We start from the raw sequence: 17080 nt of genomic DNA, 5'->3' as shown, positions 1-17080 counted from the left end.
TTATTCTCACAATCTTGGAGGGAAGCACTCTGGGCCAGATTTTACACGGGAGCGCCGCAACAACTGGGGCGATCGGTCGAGCAATACAGCATAGTCAAGAGCGCCTGAGAGCACTTTAGAAGCGTGACGGGATCAACCGAAAGCCAGTAGCCACATGGAACAAGCGAACCTGCGTGGCGACCTTTCGACCAGCCCGAGGGCCCGCATTCGACGGTTTTATCTGTGGAAGAAGAAGCCATCATCGTGGCCTTTCGCAGGCACACGTTGCTGCCGCTTGATGATTGCCTCTATGCGCTCCAGCCAACGATCCCGCATCTGACCCGTTCATCCTTGAACCGATGCCTGCAACACCATGGCATCTCCCGTCTGCCGGATGTGACAGACGGCAAGGAGCCAAAAATTGAGAAGGATCAGAAAACAATCCAGTGAATCGTTTTCCCGACGAACGTTCAAAAGCTATCCGATTGGTTGCTTCCATATCGATATTGCTCAGTTGCAGACCGCAGAGGGCAAGCTCTATCTGTTTGTTGCCATTGATGGAACGTCGAAATTCGCCTTTGTCGAACTCCATACCAAAGCCGGAAAGATGAATGTCGCTCAGTTCCTGCGCAATCTGACCAACGCTGTGCCCTGCACCATCCATACCATTTTGACCGATAATGGTATCCAGTTCACCAATCGGGCGTACGACCTATAAGCCTTTCATCATATCTTCGACAGGGTCTGTGATGAGAACTATATTGAGCATCGCCTGACCAAGGTGAAGCACCCGTGGACCAATGGGCAGCTCGAGCGGATGAACCGCACGATCAAGGATGCGACCGTCAAACGCTTTGACTACGACGATCATGCCCAATTCAAAAAGCATCTCGCAGACTTCAGTGATGCGTACAATTTTGCACGAAGGCTCAAGACCCTCAAGGGCCTCACCCCTTACGAATTCATCTGCAAACAAGGGACAAAACAGCCGGAACGCTTCACATTAACCCAATCCAGAAAATGCCGGGACTGAACAACGAGGGCATGCTCGGTCTGGTGGCCACAACCGGCATTGATGTTGGCCAAGAATAGTCTAAAGCGAGCCGGCGCCTATGAGCAGGCAAGTTATGCCATCCAGGACACGGCGACGAAAGTGGCAGAGCACTCCGGGCGCTTCCTTCCGCAGGATAAGGTCGAGATTGTCGCCCTTATCCTAAACCAAGTCTGGAAAGCTGCGTAGATGGGATCCCGTGGGCGCGTGACGCTTTTTACACTTTAAGTGCTTCGTTCGTTTTCCGATAAGGCCTATTCCGCTTATTATCAAGAACCCGTGGCAGTTGAATATCTGCCATATTCGTTCGAACCAACAAGAATCGTCGTAGCCAAAAAATGGTAAGAAACAGCGATATGTCTTTCTAAACAGGTACTTGCAGCGAATGTCTGTATCGGTGGCTGCAAGCCCTCGCAAGCAAAAAAACAAACAAATACAAATACTTAAAGCCTCCGTAAAGAGGCTTTTGGCGTTCCACAAAAACCAGCCCGGAAGCATATCGGAGGCGTCAGACGGAAAGCTCCTGTGACCTTGCCCCGTTGAAATAATTCATTTTGAAGTAAGCTCTGGCTCATTGAGAGGCCCAGAGAATGAAGCGCAACCGTTTTACAGACGAACAGATCATCGGCATTCTGAAGAAGCACGAGACGGGCACGCCTGTCGCGGAGCTTTGTCGCAAGCACGGCGTCAGCGATGCCAGTATCTATAAATGGAAAGCCAAGTTCGGCGGCATGGACGTGTCCGAGGCAAAGCGGTTGAAGACGCTGGAAGACGAAAACACGAAGCTGAAACGGCTCCTGGCCGATGCGATGCTCGACAACGCCGCTTTGAAAGACCTTTTGGGAAAGAAGTGGTGACGCCCGCAGCAAGGCGTAAAGCTGTCGCTCATGTGATGGATTACCACCAGATGAGCGAACGGCGGGCGTGTAAAGCCATGGGCTTTTGCCGTATGACGATCCGTTACGAAACCAGGCGCAGCGATGACCATGACCTTCGCGAGCGGATGAAGGAGCTGGCGCATGAACGTCGCCGCTTTGGATATAGACGTCTTCATGTGCTGCTCAGGCGTGAGGGTCACCTTGTGAACCACAAGCGGCTCTTCCGGCTCTATCGGGAGGAGAAGCTGACGGTACGCAAGCGTGGCGGGCGTAAGCGGGCGATAGGCACCCGAGCGCCGATGTTGATCCCGACGGCTGCCAATGTTCACTGGTCGCTGGACTTCGTGTCAGATCAGCTCACCGATAGCCGCAGGTTCCGGGTGCTTACGGTCGTCGATGATTGCACAAGAGAATGCCTGACTCTTGTCGCCGATACGTCCCTTTCCGGCTTGCGGGTTGCCCGTGAGTTGGACCGGATCATCGAAAGACGTGGCAAGCCGAAGATGATCGTCAGTGACAACGGCAGTGAGTTCACCAGTAACGCAATCCTGCATTGGGCGGATCGGACCAAAGTGGAATGGCACTATATAGCGCCTGGCAAACCGATCCAGAACGCCTTCATCGAAAGCTTCAATGGACGGCTACGAGACGAGCTCCTGAATGAAACGCTATTCTCGTCACTGACCCATGCACGATCAGCGCTTTTAAACTGGCGCAGCGATTACAACGATCATCGACCACACTCTGGACTCGGCTGGATGACGCCTGCCGAGTTCGCTCAGACAATCAACCCGCGACGTGATGCGGTGCTGCGCAGCCGGAACGACTCCGCCCCCCAACCCGCCGCTACCGCCCCAAATACAGCAACCCAAAACCGCTGGAGCAAACTCAAAACTGAATAAAACTTGCGGGCAACGTCAGAGGGGTAGTTTTTGGACGCCGATTAATAAACGGACAGTTTCATGCAGCTCGCACATTGAGGCCAATTAGGGGATTATCCGCACAATCTGCGGGGCACCCGCGCGGATATTCCGGCCACCATTGCCACAGCATGGGACCAGATGGCGACCGTTGGCAGGGAGCGCGCTATGACCGCCAAACCAGATTTTAGGATTGCCGTCCGAACGCGAATAATCATCGGTGAAGGCCCCATCTGGAGTTACGGCGCGAGGGGCTGCTATGGGTCGACATCATGGGTGGAAAGCGCCGCAGCTATGACCCGGCAACCGGACATGATGACGTAATTAACGTGCCGACCTCTGTCAGTTCAATAATCGTCCCTGGATTCAAGATCTATGTTATAGTCTAATAATACTCGGCAATAACATAGATTAAATATTAACTTGAATTATCAAAAAGTTGCCGAATATATTTATGAAATAGATTTTTAAAGCGGTACTTCTAATTTTCGCCTAAATTAATATGCACGGACCGTAAGTAGGGTCCGTGCATAAGGTATATTTAATTGAATATTCGTAGTATGAATTATTTTTTACGGCACGGCATGTCAGCACCTTCAGCATTTATAGCTATACCTTCAACAGTTTCAATGCCGTGAAGAAGTTTCGCACGAGCTTCGATTGAAGCAAGCAGTGCGTTACCAAGGTCCAATGCTCGTTCTGACTGACGGACGCTATATTCAGTTAAATATTTTGAAGCCAATTCTGGCTTTTCAGCATTGTATAGAATATCAGCCGTTGCCTGAACTTCAGCGATATCCTCGATCTGCTTCGCTTCGAAAGCTTCAAGAGCTTGGGTAACTTCTGGCATGAAGGTTTCAGGATTTGCGCACGTATGATACATTACTTGCTTAAACAAACGGCCTGCAAACTGTGTGGCTTCCTGAGATTGATATTCGGCATTGAGGAATTTGGAACCTGCATCGCGAAACAAGTATCTGTGAATCCCATATTCCGGTATGATCTTATTTATACCAATATGATAAGGTACAAAAGGCGCTGTAACAGAGCCAGTTGGGGCAACCCACAGTAGGTTTAGACCTGAATGAGCTGTGTTACGCAGTTGAGCTACTTCACCATAGCCAGAGCGCTCGGTTGATACACGTGGATCGCGCACTAGTTTCATCATCTTCTTCAATGTGACCGGTGCCATGTCGTGTAGTTCTTTTTCCACTGTTTCAATTGTCCAGTGTCTTTGACCTGTACGCATCGGGCGATTTTGTTCACTATAAACGTCATGAACATTAAATGGCTTGTCGCCTTCGCGTTTCCACCACCCCTGTTCGATAGCGAAATCATAAAAATTCGGTGACGCCATATAGTTCACGTTGTCAGTGATGTCGGCTGGAATATCACCCATATACCCCGGATAAGAGACGCGCACGTCATCTGGGCCCAAGCGTTCGGCAACCCACAATCCTTTGCCGCCAGCAAATTGTAGCACCACCCAGCCTTCGTCCTTGTCTGCAATCAGGTGCGAGTTTCCACCATATGTAGTGTAGCCATACTTATTGATCAGGTCCCCCATAATCTCGACGGCTTCACGCGCTGTTGTCGCCCGTTCCAAGGCAATGCGTGCAAGATCACTATATTGTGGCCCCGTTTGTGGATTAGGGGTCATGCTGACCAGTTCATCGCGTGAGTTCGACCAGATATCCCGAATTGCGACCCCATGCTCGTTTAAACCACCATTGGTTAATGGCGCTGGAAAGCCCTCGAAATCGCTATAATTCATATTTATGTATTTGAAAGTCTCAGGCGATTGGGGAATTTCCATAAGTTTGCCTGGCATGTCGGCTTTGTCAGTTGCCCCCACAGATATTGTCGAACCTTCTGGATGCTTTTTAGCTGGTACTACTGTCAACCAGTGCCCAGACACTTCTTCTCCAGTGCCGCCAATTAGTACAGAGCCATCTTCTGTTAGGTTTTTTCCAACATAAAACCCATAACTTGCGAATGCACTCGAGTATAAGTATAATAATATTAATATATTCAAGGAGATAATCTTGTATAATTTCGTAGTTTTCATAACTAAATCTTTCATTAATCAGTATTCTTAGTGCATGAATAACACGTATGGATTCATATACACTCTCGCCACCGCGATACCATATAGCGTGGTTTCTGGAACTGCCATATTTTATTCGGCGTTATAAGCGGGAATATACAAGCTTATTAATGTTATAACTTCTCAGCCTACCCGATTCCGACCACCACCGGTAGTATGTGACTTCCGTAGCGCCTATCAAACGGATCGCTTCCGCCATCAATTTTCCCCGCGCATTCAACATGTTAACCTAACGAAGCTTCGTGACGATCTCTTCTGCCTTGTGTGTTCCGCAGGGCAATCGATTCACTGGATCGATTGCCGATCCTGCTTCAATCGCTGCCATTTCAATGTTTTCCATTGGCTTATAAGCCATACTTCATGAAAGCTCAGTTTTCGGAGAACAGACCAATATCTGGTATCTCAGTTTATGAGTCTATGCCGTGTATCATCGGGGCAAGAAATGGATGTGCGGTCGTGAATGATAGGAGGATGTTTCGACGTGCGCCTTGACGGAAAAAACGTTGCGCAGCAATTCGCGCGTGAGTACTTCTTCTGGCGCACCGAACGCTACGATCTTACCGTCTTGCAGCACGAGCAAACGGTCGCAAAACATCGCCGCGTGGTTCAGGTCATGAAGCGCGATGATACTGGTGACCGGCAGATTGGATATGAGCCGCAAAAGGCTGATCTGATGATGGACATCTAGATGGTTAGTCGGCTCGTCAAGAATCAGTTCCTTCGGAGATTGAGCAAGCGCTCGCGCAAGGTGCACACGCTGTTTTTCTCCTCCAGAGAGGGTTTGCCAAAAATCGTTGCGCTTTGCCGTCATCTCCGTGCGCTCAAGAGCAGTCGTCACCGCTGCGTCGTCTTCTTTAGTCCAGCCTGAAAACATGCTGCGGTGTGGGAAGCGGCCGAGCTTGACGACATCGATGACCTTGAGATTCACATTCGTCGTTGCGTGTTGCTCGATGAAGGCAACGCGCTGCGCAATTGTCCGACGGCGAATTTTTGCTATGTTGGTATCGTCCAAAGTGACTGTGCCGGAGTGAGGTCGTTTGAGTCCAGTCAACAGACGCAGAAGGGATGTCTTGCCTGATCCATTTGGTCCCAGCAGCCCCAGCATCTTGCCAGATTCTGCGGCAAGAGACACTCCGTCAAGGATGGTTTTAGGCCCTATCTTCCAAACCAAATTGTCTGCTTTAATGCTCATGACACGCGCTGGAGCCTATAGAGGATGACCGAGAAAAATGGTACGCCCACGAGTGCTGTCACGACGCCGATCGGTAGCACCTGCTGGGGGATGAGCGTACGTGAGGCAATGTCGGCCAGAACCATGAAAATCGCTCCGGCGATCGCGCAAGCTGGCAAAAGCCTTGCATGCAAGGGGCCTACGACGAAGCGGGCCGCATGGGGAACCACGAGCCCGACGAAGCCGATCGTGCCAACCATGCTAACGATAGTAGCAGTCATGGTGGCTGTCAGCGCAAAAAGAATGATCCGTGTGCGTCCAATATTTATGCCGAGCGAAGCTGCATTCTCATCGCCAAACGCAAAGGCATCGAGGACCCGCGAGTATAGAAGGCATATCACTAGACCGAGGCCAACGATAACAGAGGATAGCGCGAATTCCGGCCAGCGCACTCCACCAAAACTACCTAACAGCCAGAACATGACATCTCGTGCTTGTTGCGCGTTACCCGACGTTGTCACGATATAGGCTGTGGCGGCGTTGAAAAGTTGGGAAGCTGCGACGCCTGCCAGAATTGTTCGATCAGCTCCGCCGCGTGCTCCGTTTGACAGAAGCGCAACAAAAAAGAATGCCGCGAAGGCTCCAATAAAGGCGCCGGCAGAGAGAGAGACTGCGCCGGCACCAATTCCCAGAATGACAACTGCTACCGCTCCTGTTGAAGCACCCGCGGAGATACCAAGAACGTAAGGCTCTGCGAGTGGATTGCGGAGCATCGATTGCATGATCGCGCCACAAAGTGCCAGACCCGCACCACAGAAGGCTGCCACAAGCGAACGGCTCAAGCGGTACTCCCATATGATAGTCTCATGGATTCGATTGAGCTCTGCAGAGGTCCAGCCAAGCTTATTACTGATGGCGAGATAAGTTGTGGCCAATGGAATCGGCATATCACCGATCCCAACGCTGATGCCGACAACCAATGCGATCGCGACCAGGCAACCAACAAGATATGTCGCTGGCCCCAGCATGGCGCGAAATGAACGCCCTGCTTTACCTCTCGGTACCTCGGTGCTCACTTTAGACCAAGAGCCTTTAGCTGCTGAGCTACTTGTTCCGCACCATAGATCGTTTGAACGCTCGGATTCATCGCCTGAGCCGGCATGATCACCAATGCCTTGTTCTTGACCGCCTTCATCTGGCTCGTTGCCGGGTCGCTGTTCAGAAACTTGATCTTCTCCTGAGCGTTGTCCAGCTCCCAGCGATTGCGATCAACTTGCGTCACGACGATAACATCGGGATTGGAAGCGATAATGCTTTCCCATCCAATGGCAGGAGATTCAGCCTCGTTTGAGATGGCGTTGGTTCCGCCCAGAACGTCAGCGATGAATCCGGAAGCGGTATTCTTGCCGCCGACATAAGCGTCAGCAGAGGGCGCCGAGCTTGAGAACCAGAACAGATAAGTAAGGTCTTTTCCTTTTTCAGGAGCGTCTGCCCGCAGCACAGCTTCGCGTTTTTTCAGATCGGCGATAACCGCCTGTCTCTTATCAGCGACATCGAAAATTTGCGCGATGTCCTCGATTTCCTTGAATAGGGTGTCCATATTCCAAAGTGTGGAACGGTCCCCGTAACCGAATTTATCGTGTTTTCCGCCCTCCGTCACACATGTGCTCGGAGAGATATACGTTGGAATACTGATCTTCTCAAAATCCTCTCGTTTTGCGACCTTACTTGCGGGGCCAACGAGGCTTGGTAACGCCGCGGCTACAAAATCGGGATTCTCAGCGAGTATGGATTCAAAAGTCGGAAATTCGACTGTAAGAACCTTAACCTTAGCGTTAGCTTCCGCAACCTGCGGCAAAACGTTGTTCGGCCAAAAGGCCGTACCCACCATCTTGTCTTCAAGGTCGAGCAGCAACATGATTTCTGCGCTGTTCTGGCCGAGCCCGACAGCACGTTCCGGTGCGTTGTGGTATGTTACCTGAGAGCCACAGTTCTCAAGAGTGAGCGGATACTTCGTGGTTTCCGCCGCGACGGGCAGTGTGCTCAAACCTACCAACGTGGCTAAGTTAGAAACGATCAAAAAGGACTTTAAAACACCCAAGACAGCACTCCCGTATCAGCATAAAGGAACTCGCCTGCATTAAATAGGCATGCATTAAAAAACAAGATAATAATTATCATGTTTGGCCTATTGTTATACTTTTATCGGATGGGGGTGGAGCAAGCGCTTTTCAGCACTACGGCTTCCCGATGGTTGCCTGGCGCTCCCAACCTCTCTCCAGCCTTTCAGAAAGCCTTTTGGTGGCTGCCAGAAATCGAACCTAAACTGAGCAGATCGTCAGTAGGTCCCCATGGTTGCCGTCTTCGTTTATTGGGTCCGGGTTAGTCGTTCTCGTCTTCCAGCGCCTCCTTGATTTTATTCGCACTCAAGGCAGGCGGAAGGAGGCTGTTGGCGCAGCGAAAATGCGTTTTGCAAGCGGCTACGCGGCGTCTTCGGTCAGCTCAAGTCTCATTCCTCGCCAATCCAGAAGATCGCTGCCGCTGCAACGTTTAAGCCTGCTCGGAACACAACCGGGCAGCGATCATAATCCGTGAGTAAAGAAACGAAACCGAAAGATATCGGGGCTGTGAGTTCGCGACACTAGAGAAATCTTATAACCTGTTGTTTCTTCGTAATGTTCAGAAAACTTGCTCATGCATCGGTAAAGACTCCAGCAACGCCGCCTGCCGCGGTCGCAACTGATAGCAATCCCGCAGCCCGTTGAAACGGAGAAACAAGGTCACTGTAAAAAACCTTCAAGAATCGTCCGGCCATTTTCCATGGCAACTTTAGCTTTGCCGCCGGCCTATACCTGATCAAATTCGTCAACACGACCTAGGCAGCTGTCACAGAACTGGAATAGCTACCTCGGATGCTGGTGACTCTTGTTCGGTAAGTTCACTGGCCGCTTGTGCCATGCCATGCATCTTCAGTTGCCGCAGCATAATAACGATAGCACCACTCGCTGGACTGTGGCGCATGACGTGCCTCCGCTTTTCTCAAGGTGTCATAGCGTTCGACATTGCCTTGGGCTCATTATCGAGGGTTAGTGCCTGCAGCGCATGAATCGGGGTGGAAAGAGAGCTTTTCCGTCGACCAAATGTTGAAGCAAATTGAGGATATGTATTTTTTGTCGGCACTCCCGACTTCAACGCCATATCGACTGCCATAAGTACGGCCTGTTCATCGTGCTATAAAACGAGCGAAAGGATGTCGACCATCTCCCTATCGCCGCCCGGCTTCTTTAGAAGATGTAGCTGGAGTGTGCGAAACGTATCAGGACGCAAAGTGAAAGGAGCGCCATTGCGCAATGCGCCGGGCTTTTGTTGAACGGCCGACCAGTAGTGCCGCCAGTCATATGCGTGTCCAACAGCATGTCATGGGAGTGTGTGAGATAAGCGCGAACGATAAAGGCTCTAGAATAACTTCGAGCGTGTCCGCTTTACTGGGGGTCATATCCGCACGATTTGAAGTAGTTGGCGCATTCTTGTGGTTCGAACAGCGTAACGATTTGGCCAACGGTATTCCATAAGCCGTCGACCGTTCGCTCGGCTTTTGCGCGCAAGACGGCCTTGAGCTTCGCGAATGCCTTCTCGATTGGGTTGAAGTCGGGACTGTATGGAGGAAGGTAAAGCAACCGGCATCCGGCGTCTTCGATTGCGTGACGTACTCCTTCCGCTTTGTGTGCAGGCAGATTATCCATGATGACGATGTCGCCCGGCACCAAGGTTGGAATGAGAACCTGCTGGACATAGGCCTGGAATGCTACCCCGTTCATCGCGCCGTCCAAAACCATGGGTGCGGTCATTCCAGATAGCCTGAGGGCTCCGGTAAACGTCGTCGTCTTCCAATGGCCGTGCGGGACCGGTGAGCGGCATCTATCTCCGCAAGGGGCCCGTCCACGAAGCCGGGACATCTTCGTGCTCAGGCCGGTTTCATCGATGAAGACGAGCCGCGCCGGATCGAGATCGAGTTGGTCGTCGAACCAATCCTGACGACGTTTCAGCAGGTCAGGACGCTCCTGCTCCAGTGCATGCGCGGTCTTTTTTTGAAAGTCCAACCGCGCTTTCGCAGCCAGACGTCAAGCGCGCTGCGGCCGATCGATACGGCTCTGTCCTCGCGCAATCGCAGAACCATCTCGTTGAGCGTGATATCCTTTTCCTCTTCGATTATGCGGATGATGAAGTCCTCGTGAGCATCGAGGCGTGAACCACCGCGTCGGCCCTGCTTGGCAGGCGTCAACTGGGCCGCCCGTGCGCTGGCAATCCAGGCGATGGCCGTTGAAATGCCAATTCCAAATCTGGCTGCCGCCGATCTCGCCGACATGCCATCGCGTGACGCAGCCAGAACGCGGCTACGCAAATCATCACTGAAAGCTCGGGTCATATTGCCTCCGACCAAATCACCAGTCGAAGCGATAGAATCAGAATTCGGAAGCCAGGGGAATCCTCAACCCGATTCCGCGTTCAATGGACGTGCTCTAGCTTTGTATGTGCTACCTGAAGCTTTGCCCGTTCATTGCCGATAATTGCCCAGTCTTCTGACCAGTCGAATTGAAATGCTTCACCAGGCTCAAAGCTCAAAGGGACAAACGTATCCCGACCTGATGTCTGGTTGTGCATGTGAAGATCAGCCTTCCACTCGCGGGCAAAGGTAGCAACGCGACTGTGTGCCCCCTTATAGCCCAGAGCGACAAGGTCGGTTTGCATCTGCTTCACCGTGCAATTTTCCGACTTTAACCACGTGGTCGGTCGGTCAGAAAATGGGTCGAGTTTGCCTGGCCTGTCCCGAACATGATATTTTGGCTCAACGTAAGTGAGCCGCAAATACTTGCGGATGGTGTTCTGCGATAATCCAGTGCGTCAGACAATCTCGCGGATCGATAGATTGTCCCGGTAATGCTAGCGTGGGATACCATTCAATAATGCCATGTCGATCACTCCACAGCAATCGTTGAAAAACAAACGAGGGAAGATTGAAACATGGGTCAAGTCTAAATGGAAATATCTACCCAAACTGGGCCAGTTCTCAATGGCAATCAACACACAGATGTCATGCTGATATCACACCACTGAAATCTGTGTGTCACATATTTACTTCAAAGAGGCTCAAAATCTGAGAGCCACGGTGAAGAGTGACACGTCCCGCATATGTCCAGCATAGCGATAAACCAGCTTAATAAATCATTTGGCAGCAATCAGGTGCTGTCGAATGTTGATCTTGCAATTGAGCCGGGCGAATTTGTAGCTGTTCTGGGCCCATCTGGATGTGGCAAGACTACCCTGTTGCGCATGATTGCCGGATTTGAACATCTTGACCGGGGAACGATCAGGATTAGCGGTAAAACGGTCTCATCGGCTGCCACTCATATCGCTCCCGAGCAACGCGGGTTGGGTATCGTGTTTCAGAATTACGCTTTATGGCCACATATGAATGTTGCCGACAATGTCGGCTATAGCCTCAAGATCAGAAAAATTCCCGCCCAGGATCGTAATCGGCGCGTTACAGAAGCTCTGAAAACCGTCGAGATGCAGCATTTGGCCCATCGGCGTCCTGCCGATCTTTCCGGCGGGCAAAGACAGCGCGTCGCGCTGGCACGATGCCTGGCGCAGGATAGCAAAATTGTATTGCTCGACGAGCCTCTGGCCAATCTCGACGTCAATCTGCGCTCGGCCATGGAAGAGGAGTTCTCCAAATTCCATCGCTCCACAGGCGCATCGCTTTTTTATATCACCCACGACCAGGCGGAAGCCATGGCGCTGGCGGACCGCATTGCCGTGATGGATAAGGGTGTCATCCAGCAGTTTTCGACGCCGGATGTGCTTTATCGTGAGCCGTTCAATGAAATGGTTGCCAATTTTATTGGCGAGGGTTTCACGCTGCCGGTGGGGCATGTTTCAAGACAGGATGAGCGCCATGCCGTCGTCAAGTTTGAAGGTCACGACGTAGTTGTTCGTTGTGCTGCAACAGAAAGCCGGCGGAGCGGCGGCATAATCGCCTTGCACCCCGAAAATCTTGTTCTTTCCTCTGAAAACGAAGCTTGTCTGCGTGCCGGAATTACCCGCACGGTATTTCGCGGCAGCCATGTGCGTGTCGAGGCAGAACCGGTGCGCTTTCCCGGACGGCAGATCACTTTCCACGCTGCCACAAATGATAATTTGCAAGCAGGACAGACCGTCAACCTTGGCATTTCAGACGCTTGGCTGTTGCCTGTCGCCGTTTCGCACAAGGCATTTTCTTCATCCATGGTTTAACAACGCCACGAAAGGGAAACTCCCATGCGTTTCATGACATCCGTCGCCGTCGCATTGCTGCTGAGCACAGCCGCCCACGCCGAGACATTGCAGCTCTATACATCGCAGTCGCCGGAAATTGCGCAGCAGACCGTCGATGCCTTTCAGGCAAAATATCCCGACATTAAAGTAGAGTGGATGCGTAATGGCACGAGCCAGTTGATGAATATTCTGCGCGCTGAAATAGAAGCCGGGCAAATCAAGCCAGACCTTCTGCTGGTGGCGGACACGATCAATCTGGGCAGCCTCAAGAAAGAAGGATTGCTTCTGGCTTATCCGCAAGCGCCCGTCGCGAGCTTTGACGAAGGGACTTATGACAAGGACAAGACCTTTTTCGGAACCAAGCTTCTGACAACCGCGATTGCCTACAACGCCAAGAATGCACAACCGGTCAATTCATGGGCCGATTTGCTAAAGCCTGAAAATGACGGACAGATTGCCGTGCCAAGCCCGTTATATTCCGGTGCGGCGCTGAACCATCTGCATGCCGTGATCAACAATAACGCTATTGGCTGGGATTTCTACGAAGGATTGGCAAAGCTCAATATCGCGCCTGAGGGTGGTAATGGCCCAGCCTTGAAAGCGGTTGCTGGCGGCATGGTCAAATACGGCATTATCGCGGATGCCGATGTCATCCGCGCCAAGGCGAAAGGCTCGCCGGTCGATATTGTTTTCCCAAGCGAAGGGGTAAGCTTCATTACCGAGCCGGTGGCTATCATGAAGAACTCCAAAAATCCCGAGGCCGCGAAGAAATTCGTCGATTTCCTGCTTTCTCAGGATGGCCAGAAACTCGTTCTCGAACAGGGTAATCTGCCGCTCGATCCGTCGCTTCCCGTTCCTGAAGGCTTTCCCAAGCGTAGCGAAATCAAGCTCATTCCTATGGATGCGGATAAGGCGGTCGAAAATGATCAGGCTGTGCGTCAAAAGTTTTCCGAAATCTTTGGCGGCTGATCACGTCAAGTCAAAAGTCAGAAATCAGTCCATTGGACTGATTTTTTAAAAATGGGATGGCGAAGCTGCTGTTGGTTCTCTTCTTGAGCATGCAACGGCTTCCTGGAGTGCATTGCCCTTCATACTTGTTCTTCTGGCGGGCAGACTTGTTCGTCAGAAGTGAACTGCAAGGTTTTCTCGTGACACCGGTAACGACAATCAAGGTCCGCTTTCTGGCGGCGCTTTCTGTGCGAAGCGAATGGCTTATACTGGCAGCATTGACCTTGCTGATTGCCACGCTTTCTCTCGCACCGGTCATTCGGCTTGGTGCCACGGCATTGATGCCGGATGGCGCGCTTGATCTTGAACGCATTGGCTCTCTGCTTGCGCGCAGGCAGACTGTCACGGCTACACTAAACACGCTTTATATTGCTTCTCTCTCCACCATTCTTGCCCTTGTCATTGGAACGATGGCGGGCATCATGACAGTTTTCACCTCGCTGCGGTTCAAGCAGGCATGGGTCTTTGCCTTTGTGTTGCCTTTGATGATCCCGCCACAGGTGACGGCACTGGCATGGATGCAGGCGCTATCACCAAGCAGTCCTGTCTTATCCTTTTTCAACATTGCAATCGGCAATGGCAGTCGGCACCCGCTTTATTCTGCGACCGGTATCATTGTCTTGCTCGGTCTTTATAATGCACCCTTGGTCTATCTCACCTTGCGTGCAACCTTGCGTAAAATTCCGGCAGACCTTCTGGAAGCCGCACGCGGTTCAGGCGCAAATCCTTTTACCGTCCTGACGACGATCATATTGCCACTGGCACGAACCGGATTGCTGGCAGGCGGAGCGCTTGCATTTGTCTCCGCCATTGGCAATTTCGGCATTCAGGCGATGCTTGGCATCCCTGCACGCTTTCCGACCTTGATGACGCTGATCTATCAGAAGCTCAACAGTTACGGCACCAGTGCACTGAGTGAAATGGCGCTGCTGGCGCTGTTCCTATCGTTGATAACAAGCATTGTTCTGATGGCAAATAGCTGGCTCTCACGCCGCAGCGATGTCCGTGTATCCGGCGTCGGGCAGGCCGTCATATGGCAACTTGGTAAGTGGGGCCTTCCCGTGCAGTTTTTTGCATGGGGTTTTCACGTCGTGACGCTTGTTCTGCCCATTTCGGCTCTCATCATCGCGTCATTGGTCAGCGGGGTAGGGCAGGACCTGAACTGGCATACAATGACACTCGATAATTATTATCAGGCAGTTTTTGCACAAAAAGCGATCCGCAACGCATTTGCCACGAGTTTCATGCTGACCACAGCGGCCACGCTGGTTATTATGGTGCTTTCCCTGTTTCTTGCTTACTTCCTCACTTGGAAAAACGGATTTCTGGTGCGCTCGCTACAGGCAGTCAGTGAGCTGACCTATGCTCTGCCGGGGATCGTACTTGCCGTGGCAATGATCTTGTTCTTCCTCAAGCCGCTGCCCTTTATCGGCGTGAGCATCTATGGTTCGGCATGGATTATATTCTTTGCCTATATATCCAATTTTCTGGCCCTCGCACTGCGCCCGACACTGGGGGGCTTTGCCCAGATTGATCGTGCACTTGATGAAGCAGCGCAGATCAGCGGAGCAAGCTTCTTGCGGCGCATGGCAACGATTATCGGCCCTCTGATTGCGCCGTCGCTGGTGGCGGGTGGTGTTCTGGTCTTTATGAGCGCCCTGAATGAAATTCAGGTATCGATCCTGCTGGTTTCATCATCCACCCGCACAATCGGACCAATGATCGTCTTTCTTGAAGAAGGCGGTTCCTCCGCTCTCGCTTCAGCTGTTGGCTGTCTGATCGTTCTGGCGATATTCGTCATGATGCTCATGGCGAATGCCTTCTCGCATAAAATGCCCAAGGGAGCCTTGCCATGGCAGAACTAGACCGCATCACGTTGACAGCCATTAGCGGGCTGGGTGGCAAGGCACCCGCCTGTTTCGTATTGGAGATCGCGGGAAAACGTATCATGTTTGATCTCGGTGAAGGCCCGGAGCCCGGCGTTTTCCCTGATCTTTCCGAAGTGGGCCACGTCGATGCCATCGTTTTGTCTCATGCGCATATCGATCATATTGGTGGTTTGCATCTTGCGCATCATGTGGGAAATCCACCCGTCTATGCAACGGCGGTAACGTTTTCAGCGGTTTCTTCTCAAAGCGTTCCTGTCGATAGAAGACGCATTCTGCCTATCAAAGGCGAAAGCGTCATTGCGGGTCTGCCGGTCCTGACCGGACGGTGCGGGCATGCGCCGGGCGGCATATGGGTCCATATGCCTATGAAGGGTGGTATCACCTATACGGGTGACTGGAGCCTTGAATCCAATCTCCTGCCTTATGACGTGCCGCCGAAAAGCGATGTACTCGTTACGGACGCATCCTATGGCGACCGCGATCAGGCTTTGATCGAGCAGTTTGAAGATATCGCACAGGCTGCACAAAATGGTGCGGTGCTAAGTGTGCCTGCCATGGGGCGTGGTCCTGAAATGGCAATCGCCTTCCAGCAAAAAGATATGATTGTTCGACTTGGACCCGAATTGATCAAGGAAATTCACTATCTGCTGGCGACAGAGCAGGTTATCGCTGATGAAGCGTATATGGTTTTGAATGATATTATTGATCGGCAACCTATGTCCGATGCACCTTATCTGCCACATGAAATCATCATTACCACCGATGCCAATGCTGAAAGCGGGCATGCGCGCGAAATTCTGCATCAATGGGGCGATGATGCCCGCTTTATCTTTACGGGTCATGTACCTGAAAACACCCCGGCACATCGCCTTCTTTCCGCGAAAAAAGCCCGGTGGCTGCCATGGAATGTACATCCGCGTAAACGCGACATCATCGAACAGGCTCGTTTCCTTAACGCACGCATTGTTGTGCCGGCATTTGTTGATTACAGGAAAGCCGAAAGTCTGTTGCATGAGCTTGAAAGCCGCGCCTGTCTCCATGCATGAAATCGTCATCTCTGAAAGAATAACCAATGCATAAATCGATACTGCCACCCGAGGGTTTAAGCGAGAGTGAAGAAGACAGGCTTCCGATGCTCGTGCGGGTCTATGAAAATGCAGGCCCCCATAAACTGGCGCTTTTCATCGGCAATGAGGTGGCGGCAAATGACGCGGTCCTCTTACAAGAGACTGACATCACTTCCACCATTAATATTGCGGTCAATCGCTATCTTCTTCCCCTTAGCCGTCCTGACGGGACAGCAATTCGGCGCACACAGATCGGTTTAATCGATGGGCATGGCAATCATCCGATGCACTTTGCCGCTGCAGTTATGGCTCTTTATGGCGTGCTGGATCAGGAAAGCCCGGGAAAGCCGCATTATCCAGCCCATAAACGGGGAAATGTTCTGGTCAATTGTCGCGGTGGACGCTCACGCTCGCTGACTGTACTCGCCCTTTACCTGCACTGGACTGACGAAACACGCTTTCCAACTTTGGATGAGGCTATCAAGCATATCCGCATATTACGAAAAATGGGCGATACGCATCCGCTGCCGGGAATGATTGCGTTGGCGAAACAGGCCAGAACACTGTTGCCGGAACTCGCCGACTATTCTTAGCACGGTTTTGCAGGAAATTGATTTTATGGGTTTCCAGTAGAATAGAAAATATGATGCATGGGCAGCTGGCTTTGATGGAGGCTGGAGATGGATCGAGACTGG

General features: G+C 51.8%; 11 protein-coding genes and 4 pseudogenes. 7 read left to right on the top strand and 8 right to left on the bottom strand.

The annotated features are described in order from the left end of the window. Positions 1 to 131 precede the first annotated feature (131 nt). Positions 132 to 1071 (top strand): annotated as a pseudogene (locus tag AAIB41_RS16130) (IS481 family transposase). A gap of 549 nt (positions 1072 to 1620) precedes the next feature. Next, positions 1621 to 2810 (top strand): IS3 family transposase gene (locus tag AAIB41_RS16125; RefSeq protein ID WP_343315035.1). Its coding sequence is split into 2 segments (ribosomal slippage): positions 1621 to 1870 and positions 1870 to 2810, totalling 1191 coding nucleotides; the frame shifts between segments, so codons are not numbered across the junction. Positions 2811 to 3393: 583 nt separating this feature from the next. Here the strand turns inward: AAIB41_RS16125 and AAIB41_RS16120 are convergent. From AAIB41_RS16120 to AAIB41_RS16085, 8 genes and pseudogenes are all read right to left on the bottom strand, one after another. Further along, positions 3394 to 4911, bottom strand: coding sequence for a C69 family dipeptidase (locus tag AAIB41_RS16120; protein ID WP_343315034.1), 1518 nt, complete (start codon positions 4909 to 4911; stop codon positions 3394 to 3396). Between the two features lie 451 nt (positions 4912 to 5362). Continuing rightward, positions 5363 to 6127: an ABC transporter ATP-binding protein gene (locus AAIB41_RS16115; RefSeq protein ID WP_343315033.1), complete on the bottom strand. Its 765-nt coding sequence runs from the start codon at positions 6125 to 6127 to the stop codon at positions 5363 to 5365. Further along, positions 6124 to 7134: an iron chelate uptake ABC transporter family permease subunit gene (locus AAIB41_RS16110; RefSeq protein WP_343316105.1), complete on the bottom strand. Its 1011-nt coding sequence runs from the start codon at positions 7132 to 7134 to the stop codon at positions 6124 to 6126. The genes AAIB41_RS16115 and AAIB41_RS16110 overlap by 4 nt, the downstream gene beginning before the upstream one ends. A gap of 44 nt (positions 7135 to 7178) precedes the next feature. Continuing rightward, the gene (locus AAIB41_RS16105) at positions 7179 to 8207 is read right to left on the bottom strand and encodes an ABC transporter substrate-binding protein (protein ID WP_343315032.1); all 1029 of its coding nucleotides are present in this window, start codon (positions 8205 to 8207) and stop codon (positions 7179 to 7181) included. Positions 8208 to 8995: 788 nt separating this feature from the next. Further along, positions 8996 to 9091: pseudogene (locus AAIB41_RS16100) on the bottom strand (ATP-binding protein); the annotation flags it as partial. Continuing rightward, positions 9045 to 9505: pseudogene (locus tag AAIB41_RS16095) on the bottom strand (hypothetical protein); the annotation flags it as partial. The pseudogenes AAIB41_RS16100 and AAIB41_RS16095, both read right to left, overlap by 47 nt. A gap of 83 nt (positions 9506 to 9588) precedes the next feature. Then, positions 9589 to 10532, bottom strand: a protein-coding gene (locus tag AAIB41_RS16090; RefSeq protein ID WP_343313482.1) for an IS630 family transposase whose coding sequence is annotated in 2 segments (ribosomal slippage) — positions 9589 to 10208 and positions 10208 to 10532 — 945 coding nt in all. Because the reading frame shifts where the segments join, the coding sequence is not laid out codon by codon here. Positions 10533 to 10621: 89 nt separating this feature from the next. Further along, positions 10622 to 11026: pseudogene (locus AAIB41_RS16085) on the bottom strand (IS21 family transposase); the annotation flags it as partial. 270 nt (positions 11027 to 11296) lie between these two features. Here AAIB41_RS16085 and AAIB41_RS16080 point away from each other — a divergent pair. The 5 genes from AAIB41_RS16080 (at position 11297) to AAIB41_RS16060 (ending at position 16978) form a co-directional block, all read left to right on the top strand. Further along, positions 11297 to 12400 carry an ABC transporter ATP-binding protein gene (locus AAIB41_RS16080; RefSeq protein ID WP_343315031.1) on the top strand — a complete coding sequence of 368 codons (1104 nt, stop codon included), beginning with the start codon at positions 11297 to 11299 and terminating at the stop codon, positions 12398 to 12400. Between the two features lie 24 nt (positions 12401 to 12424). Next, entirely contained in the window at positions 12425 to 13390 is a 966-nt protein-coding gene (locus AAIB41_RS16075; RefSeq protein ID WP_343315030.1) for an ABC transporter substrate-binding protein, read from the top strand. A 146-nt stretch (positions 13391 to 13536) separates the two neighbouring features. Next, complete coding sequence (locus AAIB41_RS16070) at positions 13537 to 15294, top strand: iron ABC transporter permease (RefSeq protein ID WP_343315029.1); 1758 nt, start codon at positions 13537 to 13539, stop codon at positions 15292 to 15294. Continuing rightward, positions 15282 to 16364: an MBL fold metallo-hydrolase gene (locus AAIB41_RS16065; protein ID WP_343315028.1), complete on the top strand. Its 1083-nt coding sequence runs from the start codon at positions 15282 to 15284 to the stop codon at positions 16362 to 16364. Before AAIB41_RS16070 ends, AAIB41_RS16065 begins: the two co-directional genes overlap by 13 nt. Before the next feature lie 26 nt (positions 16365 to 16390). Then, complete coding sequence (locus AAIB41_RS16060; protein ID WP_343315027.1) at positions 16391 to 16978, top strand: dual specificity protein phosphatase; 588 nt, start codon at positions 16391 to 16393, stop codon at positions 16976 to 16978. Positions 16979 to 17080 lie beyond the last annotated feature (102 nt).

The organism is Brucella sp. BE17 (assembly GCF_039545455.1).
Taxonomy (GTDB): domain Bacteria; phylum Pseudomonadota; class Alphaproteobacteria; order Rhizobiales; family Rhizobiaceae; genus Brucella.
The sequence above is the reverse complement of the archived record's forward strand: the minus strand, read 5'-3'. Positions and strand labels throughout refer to the sequence as shown.